12 protein-coding genes and 1 tRNA gene are annotated in these 15,393 nt (G+C 59.3%); 8 read left to right on the top strand and 5 right to left on the bottom strand.

Annotated features, from left to right (window positions below; genetic code table 11):
- Positions 1 to 118 precede the first annotated feature (118 nt).
- Entirely contained in the window at positions 119 to 1,057 is a 939-nt protein-coding gene (locus NW818_RS05410; RefSeq protein ID WP_414424023.1) for a carbohydrate kinase family protein, read from the top strand.
- On the opposite strand, the gene NW818_RS05415 is transcribed toward NW818_RS05410, so the two are convergent.
- A complete protein-coding gene (locus NW818_RS05415) occupies positions 1,051 to 2,775 on the bottom strand; it encodes an ABC transporter ATP-binding protein (protein ID WP_414374844.1) in 1,725 nt (574 codons plus the stop codon). The two genes, NW818_RS05410 and NW818_RS05415, sit on opposite strands and share 7 nt — an antisense overlap.
- Before the next feature lie 36 nt (positions 2,776 to 2,811).
- Entirely contained in the window at positions 2,812 to 4,827 is a 2,016-nt protein-coding gene (locus NW818_RS05420) for a diguanylate cyclase domain-containing protein (protein ID WP_414424024.1), read from the bottom strand.
- A 675-nt stretch (positions 4,828 to 5,502) separates the two neighbouring features.
- Here NW818_RS05420 and NW818_RS05425 point away from each other — a divergent pair.
- The 4 genes from NW818_RS05425 (at position 5,503) to NW818_RS05440 (ending at position 9,541) form a co-directional block, all read left to right on the top strand.
- Positions 5,503 to 5,862, top strand: coding sequence for a hypothetical protein (locus NW818_RS05425; protein ID WP_011433745.1), 360 nt, complete (start codon positions 5,503 to 5,505; stop codon positions 5,860 to 5,862).
- A 249-nt stretch (positions 5,863 to 6,111) separates the two neighbouring features.
- Entirely contained in the window at positions 6,112 to 7,032 is a 921-nt protein-coding gene (locus NW818_RS05430) for an L-lactate dehydrogenase (protein WP_011433746.1), read from the top strand.
- 92 nt (positions 7,033 to 7,124) lie between these two features.
- Positions 7,125 to 7,844, top strand: coding sequence for a tRNA (guanosine(46)-N7)-methyltransferase TrmB (gene trmB / locus NW818_RS05435; RefSeq protein WP_414424025.1), 720 nt, complete (start codon positions 7,125 to 7,127; stop codon positions 7,842 to 7,844).
- A gap of 89 nt (positions 7,845 to 7,933) precedes the next feature.
- Positions 7,934 to 9,541 carry a type II CAAX prenyl endopeptidase Rce1 family protein gene (locus NW818_RS05440; protein WP_414424026.1) on the top strand — a complete coding sequence of 536 codons (1,608 nt, stop codon included), beginning with the start codon at positions 7,934 to 7,936 and terminating at the stop codon, positions 9,539 to 9,541.
- Between the two features lie 12 nt (positions 9,542 to 9,553).
- On the opposite strand, the gene NW818_RS05445 is transcribed toward NW818_RS05440, so the two are convergent.
- From NW818_RS05445 to NW818_RS05455, 3 genes are all read right to left on the bottom strand, one after another.
- Positions 9,554 to 10,627: a DnaJ domain-containing protein gene (locus NW818_RS05445; RefSeq protein WP_414343036.1), complete on the bottom strand. Its 1,074-nt coding sequence runs from the start codon at positions 10,625 to 10,627 to the stop codon at positions 9,554 to 9,556.
- Positions 10,585 to 11,442, bottom strand: coding sequence for an ABC transporter substrate-binding protein (locus NW818_RS05450; RefSeq protein WP_414424027.1), 858 nt, complete (start codon positions 11,440 to 11,442; stop codon positions 10,585 to 10,587). Before NW818_RS05450 ends, NW818_RS05445 begins: the two co-directional genes overlap by 43 nt.
- A gap of 158 nt (positions 11,443 to 11,600) precedes the next feature.
- Complete coding sequence (locus NW818_RS05455) at positions 11,601 to 12,473, bottom strand: inositol monophosphatase family protein (protein WP_414424028.1); 873 nt, start codon at positions 12,471 to 12,473, stop codon at positions 11,601 to 11,603.
- Positions 12,474 to 12,743: 270 nt separating this feature from the next.
- Between NW818_RS05455 and NW818_RS05460 the strand changes: the two genes are divergently transcribed.
- From NW818_RS05460 to NW818_RS05470, 3 genes are all read left to right on the top strand, one after another.
- The gene (locus NW818_RS05460) at positions 12,744 to 13,325 is read left to right on the top strand and encodes an FHA domain-containing protein (protein WP_414424029.1); all 582 of its coding nucleotides are present in this window, start codon (positions 12,744 to 12,746) and stop codon (positions 13,323 to 13,325) included.
- 52 nt (positions 13,326 to 13,377) lie between these two features.
- Positions 13,378 to 13,449: transfer RNA gene (locus NW818_RS05465), tRNA-Gln, on the top strand.
- Positions 13,450 to 13,667: 218 nt separating this feature from the next.
- Positions 13,668 to 15,134, top strand: a complete 1,467-nt coding sequence (locus NW818_RS05470) for a cobyric acid synthase (protein ID WP_414424030.1) — start codon at positions 13,668 to 13,670, stop codon at positions 15,132 to 15,134.
- Positions 15,135 to 15,393: the final 259 nt, after the last annotated feature.

Below are 15,393 nucleotides of genomic sequence, written 5' to 3' on the forward strand. Positions count from 1 at the left end.
TAAACAACCGTTACTGGTGTCCGCAGTACAATTATAACCATGGAGGCGGACTTTCCTCTCGACACTGATCCTACCGGTACAGCACGGGGCTCCTGCGATTTCTAGCTGAGTGCTCAAGATGGATCCCTCTCATGTGCCCCTGGGTTTGCCGCTCATCTTGGGGGAGGTGCTTTTCGACTGCTTCCCCACAGAGATTGTGCTGGGCGGAGCAGCTTTGAATGTGGCTTGGAACCTCAAGGGGCTGGGATCCGATCCCCTCTTGCTCAGCCGTGTTGGCCAAGACGAGGCCGCCAGAGAGCTGCTGGGGGCCTTGCGACGGCAGGGGCTGCGCCTGGAGGGTCTGCAGCAGGATTCTGTTCACCCCACCGGCAAGGTTCAAGTAACCCTGGATGAGCAAGGGATCCCCACCTTCGCCATCTTGCCCGACCAAGCCTACGACTACATCCAGTTGGATATCGGGGCTCTGCAAGCTCTCCAGCCCAGCCTGCTCTACCGGGGCAGCTTGGCAGCCCGCCGGGAGGCAGCCCATCGCCACTTTCAAGAGGGGATCCCCGCTTTGGGCTGTCCCGTGTTTCTGGATCTCAACCTGCGGGATCCCTGGTGGCATCCAGACGCCATCCAGGAGATGCTGCGCACCTGCACTTGGCTGAAGCTGAACCAGGCAGAGCTGGAACAAGTAGCCCGGCTGGAAGGGATCCCTCCTGGAGACCTGCTGGAGCAAGGACAGATCCTCCAGGCTCATCTGAACCTGAAAGGTCTATTTCTGACCTTGGGAGCGGCAGGCGCGCTGCTGATCACCCCTACTCAGATCCATCGGGCCGACCCAGTGCCCGCGCCTCAGCTGGTGGATACAGTGGGGGCGGGAGATGCATTTAGCGCCGTGGCCATCCTGGGGCTGTTGCGGGGATGGCCGGAGGCGATTCTGGTGCAACGAGCCGTGCAATTTGCGGCGGCCATCTGCGGGATCCCGGGGGGAGCGCCTGCGGATCCGGAGTTTTACCGGCCCTTCTGGCAGGCATGGGAGATCCAGGAGATCCAGAGGCCAAGGGTTCAATGAAACTGGCGCAGGTGAAACTGGGCGTAGCGACCCCCTTTGCCCAGCAATTCTCGGTGATTTCCCTGCTCCAGCAATTGCCCCTGCTCCAAGACGAAAATGCGGTGGGCGGTGCGCACTGTCGAGAGGCGGTGGGCAATCACAAAAACGGTGCAGCGTTGCATCAGCCGTTGCAGTGCCTCCTGCACCAACGCTTCTGACTCGTTGTCCAAAGCAGAGGTAGCCTCGTCCAGGATCAAGATCTTGGGGTTGAGGAGCACGGCGCGGGCAATGGCCAGCCGTTGCCGTTGTCCACCGGAGAGGGTGACCCCCCGTTCTCCCACGCGGGTGGCGTAGCCATCGGGCAAGCTCTCGATAAAGGTGTCGATGTTGGCCACCTGGGCCGCCTGGCGTACCGCTTCCAGGTCAAAATGCTCTTGTCCGTAGGCGATGTTGCTGGCAATGGTTCCCGAAAACAGGGTGATCTCCTGCGGCACAATGCCGATCTGCCGGCGCAGGCTCTTGAGGGTGACGGTGCGGATGTCGATGCCGTCGATGCGGATGCAGCCCTGCTGGGGATCGTAAAAGCGGGGAATCAGGCTCACCAGGGTGGATTTGCCGGCGCCGGAGGATCCCACCAGGGCCACAATCTCGCCGGGAGACACCTGAAAGCTGATCTGTTTGAGCACCGGCTGATCCGGTTTGTAGGCAAAGGAAACTTGGTCGAACTCCACCCAACCCTGAATGGGAGGCATGGGGCGGGCCCCGGGCAGCTCCCGGATTTGGGAGCGGGTGTTTAGCAGCTCGAAAATCCGCTCCACCGAAGCCTCACCCTGTTTCAGCTCGCTGTAGTTGTTGGTGATGTGAACAATAGGGTCGATCAACATCGCAACACCGGCGATAAAGCCGAGAAACTGGCTGCCGGTCAGGTTGCCCTGGCTAATTTGCCAGCCGCCCACCCAAAACACCCCCAACACGCTCATGGCGTACAGAAAACCCACCACCGGGTCTTGGATGGCTCTCATCTGTTCGGTCTGAAACCGGGCCAGGCGGTTGCTTTCGGCAATGGCACTGAAGCGGCGAATTTCGTAGTCCTCAGCCGCAAAGGCGCGAGTGAGGCTGATGCCAGCAAACACTTCAGTCAAGAGGGCGGCCAAATCCGACATCTTCTCTTGGTTGAGGCGGGAGCGAAACAAAAGGCGATCCCCAAACCAACTGATCAAGGCTCCCATCAGGGGGGCTATCAGCAAGGTGGTCAAGGTGAGAATGCCGTTGAGATAGAACAGGTAGGCCACCACCGCCAAGATGGTGAGCACGCTGGGGATGAAGCGATGGAAAAATCGTTGCACCACCTCTCCCACCCGATCCAGATCCCCCGTAAGGCGATAGACCAGATCGCCAGTGCGGCTGCCGGAAAAATAGTCCACATCCAGTGCCTGCAGGTGGGCATAGATCTGTTGGCGCAATTCCAAAACCATTTGCAAGGAGGCCCTCGCCATCAGGGTGTCTTGGCCATATTGGAAAGCGCCGCGCACCAAGAAAAACACCACCCCAATCAAGGCCAGCATCCGCAGTTGCCCCAGATCCCCGGCACCAATGGAGCGGGCCACCCACTCGATCAAGTAGGCGAGGGCGGGCATGGTTAGCACAAAGCCAAGGGTACAGGTTAGCCCCAGCAACAACATCCACAGGTGGGGCCGAATGAAGGGAATGAGACGGCGATAGCTACGACCCGGATGCACAAATCACAAACCAGAAGGGCCTCTGACCCAACCAGCTTACAGGATAGTGTTGCGGACTGCTGCCGGGATCCCTGAAACTGGCCGGTAGAGCTGAAAGCCGCTGCGGCCATTTTCCTTGACCTGGTAGAGGGCCAAGTCGGCATGGTGCAAAAGGGTAGATGCCTCCACTCCGTCTTGGGGGTAGAGGGCGACGCCGATGCTGCAGGTCACGGAAAGGGAATGGCCCTCGCAGGAGAAGGGAGTTTGAAAGGCATCGACAATCCGCTGAGCCAGACGCGCTGCCACTGTGGGGCTGCCAATTCGGGGCAGCAGCAGGGTGAACTCATCCCCTCCCCAGCGGGCGACGATATCTCCAGGGCGAACGCACTTGGTTAACCGTTCGGCTACCCCCTGCAACAGGGCATCGCCGACACCGTGGCCGAAGGTATCGTTGATGTCTTTGAAGTGATCCAAATCCACAAAGAAGAGGGCCAGTGATTCACTGTAGTATTGCTGCAGGGCCTGCTGCAGCCGCTCTCGAAAGCCTTCGCGGTTCACCAAACCTGTCAGGGCATCATGATGAGCGCGAAACTCCATGTAGGCTAAGCTCTGCTTTTGGGCGGTGATGTCTTCGCAGATGCCTTCATAGCCGAGGATGTTTCCGGCTTTATCTTTAACCAAACGGGCCTTTTCTCGGACCCAGATGATCGAGCCATCCCGCCGCCGCAGCCGATACTCAAAACCGCGCACGGATCCCTGTTCCTGCAATAGCCGCACAAATTCCTCCCACTGGCTGGGATCCACATAGAGCTGCCGCTTGCCCGCCTCTTTCGCTTCGCGCATCAATTCTTCGGGGGAGCTGTAGCCGCAGATCTGGGCCAGCATCGGGTTGGCGGAGAGATACCGACCTGCCGCATCGGTGAAAAAAATGCCCTCTACCGCATTCTCGAAAAAATTGCGATAGCGCTCCTCAGCCTGGCGCAGCTCCTCTTCCACTTGCCGGCGCTCCGAGATCTCGAGGGCCAGAGACACCAAATCCGCCAGGGATCCGGCGAAGTTTTGCTCTTCTAAGGTCCAGTGGCGAGGGGAGCCAATGTGCTCGTGGCAGAGAACACCCACCATCCGTCCTTCCAGTCGAATGGGGGCATCCAGCATCGAGACCACTCCCATTGCTGTCAGGTAGGAATTGCCGAACTCGGCGGTGCGGGGATCCGCCACCACTTGGTCGGCAGCAATGGTGCGCTCTTGCTCTAGGGCTTGAAAATAACGGGGATAGTCTTTGGCCCAGATCTCCGCCCCTTGAGTATGGGATCCCTCGGGGTTGTCTGGGGTGATCTCGAATTGATTGATGCAGCGAATGCTGGAGCGCTCCGACGTGTAGAGCCAGACCCCCACCCGTGCCACCCCCAGGGTATGGGCGGCTGTAGTACAAATCTGTTGCAGAGCAGCTTGTAAGTCTCCTTGGCTGAGGGCTTTGTGCCGGGTGAGCTCCATCAGAGCCCGGTTGTGCTCCAACAGTTGCTTTTGGCTGCGCTGTAGCTGCCACTCCACTTGCTTGCGTGCTGTGATGTCCTGACAGGAGCCGACAATTCGGCTGATTGGCTTGTTCTCCTCAACTACTGGAGAAAGGGTAACGATTAGAACATGGGTCGACTCTGGGTCGGGAGCGGCAGAGGCCGTTAGGCTCAGCTCAAAGCTCACTTGCCGGCCATGGCTGAGGCAGTGTTCGGTGTGCAGTTGAATCTGCGCAGCCAGAGAAGGCGGCAGACAACTCTGGAGCTCTTCTCCCTCGATAGGTCGAGAGGAGAGAAAAAACATCCTGCAAAAAGCCGGGTTACCCACCAAAAACCGACAGCGCGGTTGAGGTGAGCCTCTTTCTGGCTCCGGGGGCAGACACTCAAGGACAAACAACCCATCGCTGACGCTCTCGAACATGGTGCGCAGCACAGCCCGTCCCCGAGCCTGTACCGGGCGCCCACGGTACATGACCTGGGGATTCCACAGATCGGCCCGCGTCAGCGCATCATAAACGCTGCCAGCCTGGTCTGGCCCAGCAGTCCCCCTTTCAACCATAGGCTAGGAACACCCAGTAGACGCTCGGGCAACGGGGAGGGCAAGCCGAAAAAAACAGCTATGAATTCACGCTGTCTCTGCCATTCTACGGTCATCCTATGGAATTGTTGGGGGAGTTTGTGTGTCTCTCGATACAAAAGATCCCCGGGCTGGCACGGGCTTTTGGGTGCTCCGGAGGGGATATTCTTTGAAGCAACTCTTGAGGTTAATTAAAAGAATTATTAAAAAGCCTGTCCTGCCGACGTGAAGGGCTATGCGTCGCCGTTTTCAAGGTTAAACCGCTTCTGGCTCCCGAACTTGTTCTACCCGTACATCGACACGCTTGGGAAGGAACCAGGCTCCTATTAGTTAGAACTGCTCTCATTAGAAAGAACCTCAGCTAGCCCTGGAAAAGGGATCCCTGCCAGACCCAGGATGGCTAATTCCGCGGGCGTGGGATCCCCGATGCATCCAAGGCAAGAGAGGAGGACTGATGGATACAACTCCACCACTCAACCGAGTAACAGCATAGCTCTATTGAGATTAGCTTTCAATAGCGTGCCGGCAAAGTAGGGATCCTCTTTGATAAAGACTTGCATTAAGCTTGAGGAGTCTGGTAGAGTGCTTACCCAAGTAGCAATTGCTAAAGATTTGCAGTTAAGTTCCCTCGGGAGAGCGGGTCGCGGAGTGGCAAGCATGGCATGGCAACAGGTTCAGGCGGGGGTGTGGTGTAGGCAGTTGGGGCAATTGGCGCCTCAGTGGTGGTTGGGCTGGAGTCTGGAGCAGGGCTTTCGGCTCTACCGCAAAGAAGTTTCCTCTGCTCTGCCTTCTCTCTCTGCTTTGAGGATTCGCTACCAAGAGCGAGATGGCTGGCTGGACGTGTTTCTGGGAGAAGCGGAGCAATGTAACCGACGACGGCGCAGCCTTTTGGATCCGGCAGCGCGGGTAGCCTTGCACTACATGCCGGAAGATTTAGCTCAGATTCAGTCCCTAAAGTGTCCTCACGAGCGCATTCCTCCGCAGCTTTGGCAGCGGCTAACCCAGCAGCCGGGTTGAGGACTGTTGAAGGTTAGAGGGCTATTTATTGTTTTTATTGTTTCAGATGGATCCAGTCCGCTGCGGCAACCGATCCTGCCTCTTCTCGCCTTTCCAGTTCTTCTGGAGAGCGGTAGCCTGTTTTTTTCTTCCTCTAGGCAGGCTTAAGCTGGAGAACGAAGAGTAGCGGCTGCAGCCATGACTGTTTCTAAGCACCAACCCAAGCAGCGCTCCCAGCAGCAGGTCGAGGGGCTGACTTCTCGCCGCCTTTTGAAGGGATCCATCATCGGCGCCGGCCAGGTAGGCATGGCCTGTGCCTACTCGATGGTAATCCAGAACACTCTGGATGAGCTGGTCCTTCACGACATCGACCGCAACAAGCTGGAAGGGGAAGTGATGGATCTGGTGCACGGGATCCCCTTTGTGGAGCCGACGCGGATACGGGCAGGGGAACTGGCGGATTGCGCCGGGTCAGATGTAGTGATTTTAACGGCAGGGGCTAAGCAGCGGCCTGGAGAAACCCGTTTGGATTTGGTGCAGCGCAACGTCGAGATCTTCAAAGGCTTGATCCCGGCCTTGATGGCGCATTGCCCTGACACACTCCTTTTGGTGGTGAGCAATCCCGTTGACATCATGACTTACGTTTCCCTGAAGTTGTCGGGGTTGCCGGCAGGGCAGGTAATTGGGTCGGGGACGGTTTTGGACACAGCCCGCTTCCGGTACCTTTTGGCGGAGCGCCTGGGGGTGGATCCGCGTAGCCTGCACGCCTACATCATCGGCGAACATGGAGATAGCGAGGTGGCCGTTTGGAGCAAGGTGAACATCGCCGGCACCCCGATTGGGGAACTCTCGCCGGACTGGGATCCCGCCTATTTGGGGGATATCTTCGAGCAGGTGCGCAACGCTGCCTACGAGATCATCCGTCGCAAAGGGGCCACCAGCTACGCCATCGGGTTAGGGGTGACGCAAATTGTCCAAGCCCTGCTGCGGGATCAACACCGCGTTTTGACGGTGAGCAGCCTCACCCAAGGGGAGTACGATCTGCCAGAGGTCTGTCTCAGCTTGCCCAGAGTGGTCGGGCGGCAGGGGGTGGAACGCACGCTGGCCATGTCCCTCACCGAGAGCGAGCGCAAGCAGCTGCACCGCTCGGCCCAGATCTTGCGGCAAGTCATCGACAGCATCCGGTGGTAGCCTAGATCTCCTGGACTTTTGTCGCTCCCCTCCAAGCTGGGGGATCCCTTGGTCAGTGGGCGAGGGCCGCAGCTGGCGGCAGGAGGTGGTCTATGGAAGCAGAGGTGCAACAGGGGCAGCAATCGCCTGAGGGCCAACTGGAGAAGCGCCCCCCTTCTCCGCCTTGGGCCGGGATCCCCTTACAGAGGGGCCTCGGTCACCGGGTACGGCAGCACGTCAATCCCCTGCAGGCACAGTATCAGCAGCCCGCCCCCCCACCCCATTGGGAACGGGTATACCGGCGGCTGGGGCAGCCCTTTCATCTGGATATCGGCACAGGGAGCGGACGATTTCTGCTGCGCCTCGCTCAGGAGCAGCCCGACTGGAACTTCCTAGGGGTAGAGATTCGGCAGGCGCTGGTGGAGCGGGCCAATGCCTGGCGGGATGAGCTGGGGCTGGATAACGTCCATTTTCTGTTTGCCAACATCAATGTCTCTTTGCGGCATCTGTTTGCGCCGGGGGATCTCAGCCGGGTGACCATCCTATTTCCGGATCCCTGGTTCAAAAAGCGCCATCACAAACGGCGGATTGTCCAACCCCAACTGGTGGCAGATCTGGCTCTGCTGCTGCGACCGGGCAGCCCCGTCTTCCTGCAATCGGATATCCAAGAGGTGGCCGAAGAAATGGCAGCTCGATTTTTAGAGCATCCGCAGTTTTGGGATCCCCATCAGGGGCCTTTGGACTCCAATCCCCTCGGCATTCCCACCGAGCGGGAGTGGCAGTGTCTGCAATTGGATCTGCCCATCTATCGCTATTGGCTGGAGCGCCGGTGACAACGGGGCAAAGCAGTAATAACAACTCCATTCCGCCAAGACAAACAGAAGATAGGATATAACCCGCTTGAGTTGGATCCGTCGCCGCAATGTCTCACTCTGAAACCACGGCCTCTGCCGACCCCTCCTCTGCTTGGTTTTCTGTTCGCCGTGGGATCCTCAACCTGCTGAGCCTATTGGCCATTGTGATTGTCGGGCTTTCTCTTTCCAGCAGTTGGTTTCAGCCGCCGCCCCAAACGCAGTTGGATTTGTTGCAAACCGATCTCGCCCTGCAGGCTTCCCGCACCCTCGATGATCCCCGCTATCAGGATCTGGCACGGGCGCTTTTGGGCCAGGATGTGTTCAAGGTGGCCCAAAATCGCTATCAGCAGACTGCCGATAACTACACCGAACGCCTGAAACGTTTGAAACGGCTGGCCCGTTTAACTCCTGCTGGCGAATCTGAGGCGGCCAGCCCAGAACTGGCCCAATCTCCAGAGGTGGATCCCGCCCTTTTGGCCTCCATGCAAGATTTGCAGACGGAGCTGGATGCGCTTTGGCTGCGCCTTGGCTTGCTCTATGCCTACCAAGAAGATCTGGAAGCTGCTCGGCAGCAATGGCAGCAGATCATCGACCTGGAACGTCCCAAAGTGCTCCGCGCCGCTGGCGCGATGGAGGTGGAATCGAGTCAAAAGAGAGCAGCCCAGGTTCTACAGGGACTGTGGGGAACACCGCGGCGCATCTTGCCAGAGGCGGAGGTGCAGATTCGCAATCATCTGGATGGCTGGTTTGAGGCGGTGGCCCTGCAACAGCTTTACCGACTGCAGCAGCGCAGCGATAGCCTGAATGCCCTCAACCAACAGCAGGAAAAATTGGCCTTGGCGGCTCTGTTTCGACTGGCGGTGGTGGGCGGGATCCCCGTGCTGGGGGCGCTGCTGGGGTTGATGCTCTTGTTGGGCTGGCTGGGCTGGAGCCTTTGGCGCAAACGTCCGCTCCTGGGCCCTGCTTGGGAAGTGCCTTGGCCGGGGATCGGGGCGCAAGCGGTGTTGACCGGCTGGTTTTTGGGGTTTATCGCCCTCAACGCTTTGGTGCCTCGACTTTACATCATCATCCTCGGCCTGGGGGCACGGCAGCTCAGCCCTTGGCAGCAGGCGGTAGCCCTGTTTCTCACCTACAATTCCGGCGCTGTGCTGGGGGCGGGGTTGTTGTACCGTCTCTTGCACGCCTACCCCGGCTGGCAGAGGGTGCTGCAGGTGCGGTTGTGGGGTCCTTGGCTGCTGTGGGGCTTGTGTGGCTACTGGGTGGCCTTGCCTTTGGTGGTGCTGGCAGCGGCGCTGTCGCAGTTGCTGCTGCCGCAGGCAGGGGGTGGGAACCCTATTCTGCCTCTGCTGCTGGACAGCCATGGCTGGGGGGCGCGGTTGGTGTTTTTGGCCGTGGTGTCTGTCTGTGCCCCTGTTTTTGAGGAGGTGCTGTTCCGGGGCTTTTGGCTGCCCACCCTAAGCCGCCACCTGCCTATGGGGGCCGCCATTGTGCTCAGCGCCTTTACCTTTGCCCTTGCCCACCTCAACCTCTCTGATCTGCTGCCTCTGACCATGCTGGGGGTGGTGCTGGGGGTGGTGTACAGCCACAGCCGCAACCTGCTGGCTCCCATCCTGCTGCACAGCCTCTGGAATACGGGATCCCTGGTCACGCTGCTGGTGCTAGGGGGTGCGCGTTAAGGGGGGCTCTGCCTACTTTTTCCTGCCGAAGAGGCGGCTCAAGAACCCGCCGTTGTCTTCTTTGCGGGGAGGCGGCACCACTTTCTGAGCCTGTGACGTTTGACGGCTGGCCACTCGCGTTGGCGGGACGGAGTCCTTGGGGACGGGAACGGGCTGTTGAGTGGTGACCTGCTGCATCCAACGGCGCACTTCTGCCATCAACTCGGCGTTGGCGGGTTCTAGGCGACTGGCTTGCATAAAGTCTGCTTTGGCCATGCCGGTATTCCCCTGCTTCAGGTGGGCAATGCCCCGGTGCAGGTAGTAGCGGGCCACGTTGGGCTCAGCGCTGATGGCAAAGTTCAGATACTGCACCGCATCCCGGTATTGCTTGCGCTCGATCATGTCCAAGGCTTGGATAAAGCGGGTTTCCGCAGGGCTGAGCTTGGGAGCCGGAGGTGGGGTGGGAACGGGCTGAACAGGGGGACGGGTGGGCGGAGCAACAGGAGAGCTGGTGGGGGGTGGCACCGGGATCCCTCCCACAGTGGTACGGCTGGGGGAAGGGGTTGGGATCCCGGTCGCGGTAGTGGTTCTAGAGGCAGGGGCTAGGCTCCCCTGGTAGCCGGCCTTGAGCAACAAATAGGCCAGGTTCAGCTCGCTCAATTGCTCGGTTTTCTCGAGCAGGGTTTCCATGGAGCTGTATTGCTCTTTGGCCAGCTTCTCCACCCGTCTGACATACTCTTCCTGCCAATGGGGGTGCTCGGCCAAGCCCTTGACGGCTTCCCCAGAGGGCCAAAGATCTGGGGGGGGCGTCTCCAAAAGGCGTTTGATCCGCATTTTGAGCACCGTTTCATATTCCCCTCGCTCCCGCTCTTTGGTCAGCACTTCGTTGGCCGGGTTGACCAGCTTGGCAAAGAGGATGTTGGCGCGTTCTGCACCTTCGGGATCCCCCACAAACCGATCCGGGTGGAGGGCCTTGGCCGCCTGCAGGTAGCCGCGCCGGATCCCCTTGGAGTCGGCGGTAAGGGGCACGCCTAAGATGGCGAAATGGTCAGTCTCGTAGCGGGCTAGCCCTCGGTTGAGGCGGGGGACATTAGAGTTGGATCCCATAGTTGCCACTTCTCTAAAATCTGCTGCAAGGTTCCGTTTTCGATCAGGCTGGAAATCGCCCCATCCACAGCTTCCTTGAGGGAAGGATGCTGAGAGGATACTACTCCCACCAGAGGCATGGGGAACAGGGGCGGCCCCACCAGGCGCAGCCGGGATCCAGCTTGGCGCAGGTTCAGGGCGGCAACGGGCTGATCAACCAGCACGGCATCCAACTGGCCGGCTTGTAGCTGAGCAAACAAGCGCTCAGGGTTGCTGGTGGCAAAGAGACGAATGGCGTTGCCCCTCCTCTCGTTATACGCCTCCAGTAGGGCTGCCCCCGTACTGTTAACTACAATGCCCACTTTGCGGCCAAATAATTGCGACAGTGCTTCAATGGCCGGTTCCTCTGGCCCGGAGGCGGGGAAGGGATCCCGTACCACCAAGCGCTGCGGGCTGAGGTAGTAGGGCCGGGTGGCCAGAAACTGCTCCGGATCCAAGCCCAAAGCTTCCCGCGCTCCCCAGATCAAGTCCACCTCATCCGCTTGCAAGGCCGCCAACTGCTCGCTCCAGGCCACGTAGATGGGATCCACCTGCACCTGAAGGATTTGGGCCAACGCCTCCAGGATATCCCACTCGAAGCCGGCGTAGGTTTGTCGCTCCAAGTCGGTGTAGAGATAAGCCGGCCCCAAACTGGGATCCAAGCCAACTCGAATGCGCCCCCGAGCTTGGATCTCAGTCCAACGGGAATCAGGGGGCTGTGCCTGCTCGGTGGGGGCGACTTTCCCTTGTGCCGGCTGAGGGTAACCGGGGCCAGCAGTGGCAACCCCAAGGGCCATCGCTCCCAAGAGGAGAGCCAGGCCGAACTGTGCCGCCCGGCAGCCATGTCGCTGTTTTCCGGGGAGTCCGCTAACCCATCTCCTATCTACCCTGCCCAACATAGGGTTCTTGGAATCTTCTTGATTATTCCTCGATTATTCGTCAGCTACTTCTGTCTTCAATTCAACTCAACTGGGGAGCTTTCCCGGTTCTGATAGGCTAGGCGTGGATCCCGCCGCATGGGAAAGGAGACCGGCAAAGGCTGTACTTGGGCCAATTCTTCTTGCAGAGCAGCGTGTAACCAGCCATTGCTGGCCAACAGTCGGCCACTGTAAACGTCCACCGGGCTGCCGTCATAAGCGGTCACCTTGCCGCCTGCCTCCCGCACCAGAACGATCCCTGCGGCAATGTCCCAAGGGGAGAGGCCCCGCTCCCAGTAGCCATCCAACTGACCGGTGGCCACATAGGCCAAATCCAGAGCTGCAGATCCGCCGCGCCGTACTCCTTGGGTGAGATGGGTAAAGTGGCAAAACTCGGCGTAGTTGTTGTCAGGGGTTTCGCGACGATCATAGGCAAAGCCGGTCACCAGCAAGCTCCGAGACAATTCAGCCGTTGTGGAGACTCGAATGGGTTGACGGTTGCGGGTGGCCCCCATTCCTTGGACGGCGCGAAACAGATCCCCGCGAAAAACGTCACAAACAACCCCCAAAACTGGCTCCCGCCCCTGCAGCAAACCAATGGAGACGGCAGCGAAAGGGTAACCGTGGGCAAAGTTGGTGGTGCCATCCAGGGGATCGATCATCCAAGCGTAGGCGCCCTCCGGGGATCCCTGCTGGCCTGATTCCTCGGTCAAGATGACATCTTCGGGGAAGTGCCGCCTCAAGATTTTCAAGATGAGATCCTCGGAAGCGCGATCCGCCGCCGTCACCAAGTCGCCCGGACGTTTCTCCTCAATGGCAAGGGTGCCCCCCACATAACTGCGCAGCAAAGCTCCTGCCTCCAGGGCAGCTTCTGTGGCCACATCCAACCGACGCAGCAGGGCCTCCGTCACACCCTCACCTCAAGGTTAAAAACCTGCTACTCAGAATAGCCCGCCTGAGGCTGTGGCTCCCAAGGGATCCCTGAAAGCCAAAATAGGCCCGACCCAAACCCAATTTTTTGGGAAAGGGGGTATCTCCAAGACTGCCTATAGTGTATAGTACAGTACACTGGGGCTTGTGGGTTTTCCGGCAGCCCGCCAAGACCAGAGTTCCTTTGAAAGCAGTAGGGTTTTGGGGAACTATAGATAAGACTTTGAATTTGGAAAGCCAAGCTGCTGTAAATGGCGTTGAGCGTTGAGGGGGGAAGGCCGTTGTCACATAGCTACGACGATTTCTTTACCTCCACCACGGCGGTTGGTGGGGGGGATCCTCTTGCTTCTAGCTACAGCTTTGATCTGCCAGCAGATCTGTTCGATCGAGTCCCTGAGCAGCCGGTATCCCATCCGGAGTTCACCCTGTCCATCTGCCATCCTGTCCGGCCCTGCAGCTACATCCTGCGGGAGAGTATCTACACGGTTGGACGGGATCCCTCCAACGCCATCCAGATCGTCAATCGGTTTGTCTCGCGTCACCACGCTTACCTGGTGCGGGTGCCCACCAAGTCCAACCGGACAGGGTTTACCTATTGCCTGATCGACGGCAATCGCAACGGCCAGTCCAGTACCAATGGGGTGTTTGTCAACGGCACGCGGGTGGCCACTCACTACTTGAGGAGCGGAGATGTCATCTATTTCGGGCCAGAGATCCGCGCCTATTTCTTCGAGGTGGCCCGCATTCTCCCTGTGAACCCCTTTGACATCGGCCCTGGCCTTGGCGAAGAGCTTCAGCTTCCCCACGACACAGGAAGCCACCGCAACCGTTGACAGATCTAAAGCTGCATCGCTAAATTAATTAAGCCGGTTAAGCAATGTGAATTGGGGCATCGCCAAGCGGTAAGGCAGCGGGTTTTGGTCCCGCCATTCGGTGGTTCGAATCCATCTGCCCCAGCTTAAAATCCAACCGAGAGCACAAAGGCGCAAGCCCCTGGGATCCCGTGCAGACCGGAGGGTGCGGCTCTGGGCATCAGCAGGGCGGTTAACTAGGGGATTGCAGAGTCGCTTTTGCCAACGGAGGCCCTGGCTTGGCGAGGCTGGCCGCGGGGAGAATGGCAACAACCAGAAACCAAGGGCGAGGGATCCGGGGTGAGCTGTTCAGGTCGATCCTTGATGGTGGTGGGAACTTCTTCCCATGTGGGCAAAACCCTTTTGGTGACAGCCCTCTGTCGCATTCTCAAGAAAGCGGGAAAAAGGGTCGCCCCCTTCAAAGCTCAGAATATGTCCCTCAACGCCTATGTCACCCCAGAGGGCAAAGAGATCGCCTACGCGCAGGCTCTGCAAGCTTGGGCTGCCGGGATTCCCCCTGCGGTGGAGATGAACCCAATCCTTCTGAAGCCCCAGGGCAACCTGACTTCCCAGATCGTCTTGAACGGAGTGGCGGTGGGCACCTACCGCGCCGGAGAGTATTACGAGCGCTGGTTTGCGCCGGCCTGGCAAGCGGTCAAAGAAGCCCTTGCTCGCCTACAACAGCAGTACGACTGGATCCTTTGCGAGGGGGCAGGTAGCCCAGCAGAGGTGAACCTCAAACATCGGGACTTGGCAAATATGCGGGTTGCCTTGCATTTGGGATCCCCCACTTGGCTGGTGGCAGACATCGACCGAGGTGGGGCGCTGGCCCATGTGGTGGGCACGCTCCAACTGCTGGAACCTGAAGAGCGGGCCTTGATCCGGGGCATTGTCTTCAACAAGTTTCGCGGCTCGCGGGAATTGTTGCAGCCCGGCCTGGACTGGCTGGAAAACTACACCGGGATCCCCGTCGTTGGTGTCTTGCCTTGGTTGGATTGGGTTCTGCCCCAAGAGGATTCGATGGGAATTGAGGCCAGCCCCCAGCTCTGGGAAGATCGGGCCGGTCGCCAAGCCCTGAGGGAGGGGCGACTGGAGATTGCTGTGGTTCGTCTGCCCCAGGTAGCCAACTTCTCGGATTTTGACCCCTTGTTGGCGGAGCCCACCGTCCATCTGCGCTGGGTTCACCCCGGCCAAAGTTTGGGATCCCCGGATGTGGTCATCCTGCCCGGCAGCAAAACCACCCTCAACGATCTGTTCGCGTTGCAAAAGACCGGCTTGGCCGAGCAACTGCGCCAATACTCCGGCCATATCGTCGGCATTTGCGGTGGGCTGCAAATGTTGGGAGAGACCATCGCCGATCCCGAAGGCTGGGAGGGGATCGCCGGCACCTACCCAGGGCTGGGCTTTCTCCCTTTGACCACCGTTTTACAGCCCACCAAGGTCACCCAGCAGGTGCAGACCCAAAGCCGATGGCCTGCCCTGGCCCCCATTCAGGGGTACGAAATTCATCAGGGATCCACCCAGGCGGATCCCTCTGGCTGCCTGCCGCTGTTCGAGCAAGAGAACCTGGGCTGGCGGGATCCCACGGGTCGGATTTGGGGCAGCTATCTGCATGGCCTGTTTGACAACCACCTGTGGCGGCGACAATGGCTGAACTGGCTGCGCCGACAAAAAGGCTGGGATCCCTTGCCGGATCTGGAGGGCCACTATGCTCAGCAGCGGGAGCAATTGCTGGAGCGCCTGGCCGATCTGTGGCAGCCTCACCTGGACTTGGGCCTGTTGATGGAATAGCCCATCGGCGATGGGGGAGAGAAGTGGGGTGGGAGGCTATGTTGCGCCAGGTTACGCCAGCGCGACCGGAAATCCAGGATCCACTCAACCGGTTGCCTCGGCTACCTCTGCCTGACCCGAAGAAGTCCGCTCCGAAAGACTTATGCAACGCTGAACAAAACAGAACTTTGCCCAGCATCGCTGCTTTCTTCCTGCTTCAGCGACCCATGACTAGCGGCAGAGTTCACCCCCACCACCCCGCCAGAGGAGTCTCCACAGG

Source organism: Synechococcus sp. R6-5, from assembly GCF_047461775.1.
Classification (GTDB): Bacteria; Cyanobacteriota; Cyanobacteriia; order Thermostichales; family Thermostichaceae; genus Thermostichus.